General features: G+C 53.7%; 2 rRNA genes. Both read right to left on the bottom strand.

The annotated features are described in order from the left end of the window. Window positions 1-63: 63 nt before the first annotated feature. Window positions 64-3,195 (bottom strand): 23S ribosomal RNA (locus CQ017_RS17695). Between the two features lie 499 nt (window positions 3,196-3,694). Beyond that, window positions 3,695-5,220 (bottom strand): 16S ribosomal RNA (locus CQ017_RS17700). The 16S and 23S rRNA genes sit together here, the layout of an rRNA operon. Between the last annotated feature and the right edge of the window lie 188 nt (window positions 5,221-5,408).

A 5,408-nucleotide genomic window follows, 5' to 3' on the forward strand; every position in this document is an offset into this window, starting at 1 on the left:
GTTGTTGTCTCGTAACCGTATAGTGAACGCGAGCATCATTGTCTTCAACGATTGCTTTACTGTGTGTTGTAAGTCATCGGCCTATTAGTACAGGTCAGCTACACAAGTCTTTAGTCCTTGCTTCCACATCCTGCCTATCAACCCAGTGGTCTAGCTGGGGGCCTCTCACACTCAAGGTGCATGGAAATCTCATCTCGAAGCAGGCTTCCCGCTTAGATGCTTTCAGCGGTTATCCCTTCCAAACGTAGCTAATCAGCGGTGCACTTGGCAGTACAACTGACACACCAGAGGTTTGTCCGTCCCGGTCCTCTCGTACTAAGGACAGCCCTTCTCAAATTTCCAACGCGCGCAGCGGATAGGGACCGAACTGTCTCACGACGTTCTAAACCCAGCTCGCGTACCGCTTTAATGGGCGAACAGCCCAACCCTTGGGACCTACTCCAGCCCCAGGATGCGACGAGCCGACATCGAGGTGCCAAACCATGCCGTCGATATGGACTCTTGGGCAAGATCAGCCTGTTATCCCCGAGGTACCTTTTATCCGTTGAGCGACGGCCCTTCCACGAGGTGCCGCCGGATCACTAGTCCCGACTTTCGTCCCTGCTCGAGCTGTCACTCTCACAGTCAAGCTCCCTTGTGCACTTACACTCGACACCTGATTGCCAACCAGGCTGAGGGAACCTTTGGGCGCCTCCGTTACATTTTAGGAGGCAACCGCCCCAGTTAAACTACCCATCAGGCACTGTCCCTGAACCAGATCATGGTCCGAAGTTAGGTGACCGGTACAGCCAGAGTGGTATTTCAACGATGACTCCACCCGAACTAGCGTCCGAGCTTCACAGTCTCCCACCTATCCTACACAAGCTGCACCGAACACCAATACCAAACTATAGTAAAGGTCTCGGGGTCTTTCCGTCCTGCTGCGCGTAACGAGCATCTTTACTCGTACTGCAATTTCGCCGAGTTCATGGTTGAGACAGCGGGGAAGTCGTTACTCCATTCGTGCAGGTCGGAACTTACCCGACAAGGAATTTCGCTACCTTAGGATGGTTATAGTTACCACCGCCGTTTACTGGGGCTTAAATTCTCAGCTTCGCAACAAGTTGCTAACCGGTCCTCTTAACCTTCCAGCACCGGGCAGGAGTCAGTCCGTATACATCGTCTTGCGACTTCGCACGGACCTGTGTTTTTAGTAAACAGTCGCTTCCCCCTGGTCTCTGCGGCCCACACCCGCAAAAGAAGAGCAAGTCTTCCTCACGGGGCAGGCCCCCCTTCTTCCGAAGTTACGGGGGCATTTTGCCGAGTTCCTTAACCATGATTCTCTCGATCGCCTTAGTATTCTCTACCTGATCACCTGTGTCGGTTTGGGGTACGGGCGACTAGAACCTCGCGCCGATGCTTTTCTAGGCAGCATAGGATCACCAAATCACCCACCAAAGTGGGCGCCTATCAGGTCTCAACCATAAATGAGAGACGGATTTGCCTATCTCTCGGCCTACACCCTTGGACCAGGTCAATTCCATTGCCTGGCTCGGCTACCTTCCTGCGTCACACCTGTTAATACGCTTACCTCACAAAATCGGTTCCCAGCACCTCACACAAAAGCAGCCCGAAGGCCACAACATCATGCTCAGTGGTGGTTAGCATCAAAAGCTCAGTATGGGCGGTTCTTCGCCGGTACGGGAATATCAACCCGTTGTCCATCGACTACGCCTGTCGGCCTCGCCTTAGGTCCCGACTCACCCAGGGCAGATTAGCTTGACCCTGGAACCCTTGATCATTCGGCGGACGGGTTTCTCACCCGTCATTCGCTACTCATGCCTGCATTCTCACTCGTGTGGTCTCCACCGCTGGTTTACACCGCGACTTCACCGTCCACACGACGCTCCCCTACCCATCCAAACGCCCAATCGAAACCAGGCAAATATTTGAATGACGCAACTTCGGCGGTGTGCTTGAGCCCCGCTACATTATCGGCGCGGAATCACTTGACCAGTGAGCTATTACGCACTCTTTCAAGGGTGGCTGCTTCTAAGCCAACCTCCTGGTTGTCACAGCAACTCCACATCCTTTTCCACTTAGCACACGCTTAGGGGCCTTAGTTGGCGTTCTGGGCTGTTTCCCTCTCGACTATGAAGCTTATCCCCCACAGTCTCACTGCTACGCTCTCACTTACCGGCATTCGGAGTTTGGCTAACGTCAGTAACCTTGTAGGGCCCATTAGCTATCCAGTAGCTCTACCTCCGGTAAGAAACACGTAACGCTGCACCTAAATGCATTTCGGGGAGAACCAGCTATCACGAAGTTTGATTGGCCTTTCACCCCTACCCACAGCTCATCCCCTCCATTTTCAACTGAAGTGGGTTCGGTCCTCCACGCGCTCTTACACGCGCTTCAACCTGGCCATGGGTAGATCACTTCGCTTCGGGTCTAGACCGTGCCACTCAAACGCCCTATTCAGACTCGCTTTCGCTACGGCTTCCCCACACGGGTTAACCTCGCGACACAGCACTAACTCGCAGGCTCATTCTTCAAAAGGCACGCCATCACACCCCACAAGTGGGATGCTTTAACGGATTGTAAGCGCACGGTTTCAGGTACTATTTCACTCCCCTCCCGGGGTACTTTTCACCATTCCCTCACGGTACTGATTCACTATCGGTCATCAGGTAGTATTCAGGCTTACCAGGTGGTCCTGGCAGATTCACACAAGATTTCTCGAGCCCCGTGCTACTCGGGTACCCACACTAGAACGGCAGACACGCATTACACCTACGGGACTATCACCCTCTCTGGTCCGGCATTCCAACCGATTCACCTATACGCCTGCACCTCATCCCGCTAACCAGATAGGGTTAGCACATGTAGGCCCCACAACCCCGGTGATGCAACGCCTATCCGCTATCACACACCAACCGGTTTAGCCCCATCCGCGTTCGCTCGCCACTACTAACGGAATCACTATTGTTTTCTCTTCCTGCGGGTACTGAGATGTTTCACTTCCCCGCGTTCCCTCCACACAGCCTATACATTCAGCTGCAGGTCATACGGCATGACACCGTACGGGGTTTCCCCATTCGGAAATCCTGGTCTCAACGTCCGGTTATCGACTCCACCAGGCTTATCGCAGATTCCCACGTCCTTCATCGGCTCCTGATGCCAAGGCATCCACCGTGCGCCCTTAAAAACTTCAACACAAATCAAAGTCTCAGATTGAGCAATAAAACAATCAACAAAATCACAAAACAACCACACAAGTCACCCCAAAGGGCTCCCCACATGGTCATCTTATAAGATGCTCGCGTTCACTATACAGTTCCCAAACAACAACCCCACACCCCCACAACACCGGCCAAGAACCCCAAAGGACCCACCAAGCCAGCGCGCAAAGACACAGGACAAACACTGAAACACCAAACCCCCACCCCCAAAAGGACAGGACGCTTGTTGCCTCAAAACCCAACAGCATGCCAAACCATACAAACCGCCTGGCCCCCACACCCTCATTCCAACACCCCCAAAGGGACGCGTACTAAAAGAGCATGAACACCATGCAGCCATAGCCAATACCCCACACCAACCATAAAGTCGACGCGTTTTCCGGTACTGAGTTCATTGATATTCCACCCATGAGCAACCCGCCTGCCAACACTCGTGACAGAAACGGGCAACCAATAATTGGTTAGCTCCTTAGAAAGGAGGTGATCCAGCCGCACCTTCCGGTACGGCTACCTTGTTACGACTTAGTCCCAATCGCCAGTCCCACCTTCGACGACTCCCCCCACACAAGGTGGTTAGGCCATCGGCTTCGGGTGTTACCAACTTTCGTGACTTGACGGGCGGTGTGTACAAGGCCCGGGAACGTATTCACCGCAGCGTTGCTGATCTGCGATTACTAGCGACTCCGACTTCATGGGGTCGAGTTGCAGACCCCAATCCGAACTGAGACCGGCTTTTAGGGATTAGCTCCACCTCACAGTATCGCAACCCATTGTACCGGCCATTGTAGCATGCGTGAAGCCCAAGACATAAGGGGCATGATGATTTGACGTCATCCCCACCTTCCTCCGAGTTGACCCCGGCAGTCTCCCATGAGTCCCCACCTTTACGTGCTGGCAACATGGAACGAGGGTTGCGCTCGTTGCGGGACTTAACCCAACATCTCACGACACGAGCTGACGACAACCATGCACCACCTGTGAACCAGCCCCGAAGGGAAACCCCATCTCTGAGGCGGTCTGGAACATGTCAAGCCTTGGTAAGGTTCTTCGCGTTGCATCGAATTAATCCGCATGCTCCGCCGCTTGTGCGGGCCCCCGTCAATTCCTTTGAGTTTTAGCCTTGCGGCCGTACTCCCCAGGCGGGGCACTTAATGCGTTAGCTACGGCGCGGAAAACGTGGAATGTCCCCCACACCTAGTGCCCAACGTTTACGGCATGGACTACCAGGGTATCTAATCCTGTTCGCTCCCCATGCTTTCGCTCCTCAGCGTCAGTAGATGCCCAGAGACCTGCCTTCGCCATCGGTGTTCCTCCTGATATCTGCGCATTTCACCGCTACACCAGGAATTCCAGTCTCCCCTACATCACTCTAGTCTGCCCGTACCCACCGCAGATCCGAGGTTGAGCCTCGGACTTTCACGGCAGACGCGACAAACCGCCTACGAGCTCTTTACGCCCAATAAATCCGGATAACGCTTGCGCCCTACGTATTACCGCGGCTGCTGGCACGTAGTTAGCCGGCGCTTCTTCTGCAGGTACCGTCACTTTCGCTTCTTCCCTACTGAAAGAGGTTTACAACCCGAAGGCCGTCATCCCTCACGCGGCGTCGCTGCATCAGGCTTTCGCCCATTGTGCAATATTCCCCACTGCTGCCTCCCGTAGGAGTCTGGGCCGTGTCTCAGTCCCAGTGTGGCCGGTCACCCTCTCAGGCCGGCTACCCGTCGTCGCCTTGGTGAGCCATTACCTCACCAACAAGCTGATAGGCCGCGAGTCCATCCCCAACCGATAAATCTTTCCACCAAAAACCATGCGGTCAAAGGTCATATCCAGTATTAGACCCAGTTTCCCGGGCTTATCCCAGAGTCGGGGGCAGGTTACTCACGTGTTACTCACCCGTTCGCCACTAATCACCCCAGCAAGCTGGGGGTCATCGTTCGACTTGCATGTGTTAAGCACGCCGCCAGCGTTCATCCTGAGCCAGGATCAAACTCTCCATAAAAAAATAAAAAGCCATCGGCAACCCCTCGGAAAATAAGGGCGAAGCCAATGAAGTCCTGGCGAATAAAAACACTTGGAACAACACACGGGGGTGCATCATTCCAAGCAAATGTTATATATCCACCAAATTAAAAATAATTCGGTATCAATAAACTTGGCACACTATTGAGTTCTCAAACAACAAACACT

This window comes from Arthrobacter sp. MYb224 (assembly GCF_002975455.1).
In the GTDB taxonomy this organism is placed as follows: domain Bacteria; phylum Actinomycetota; class Actinomycetes; order Actinomycetales; family Micrococcaceae; genus Glutamicibacter.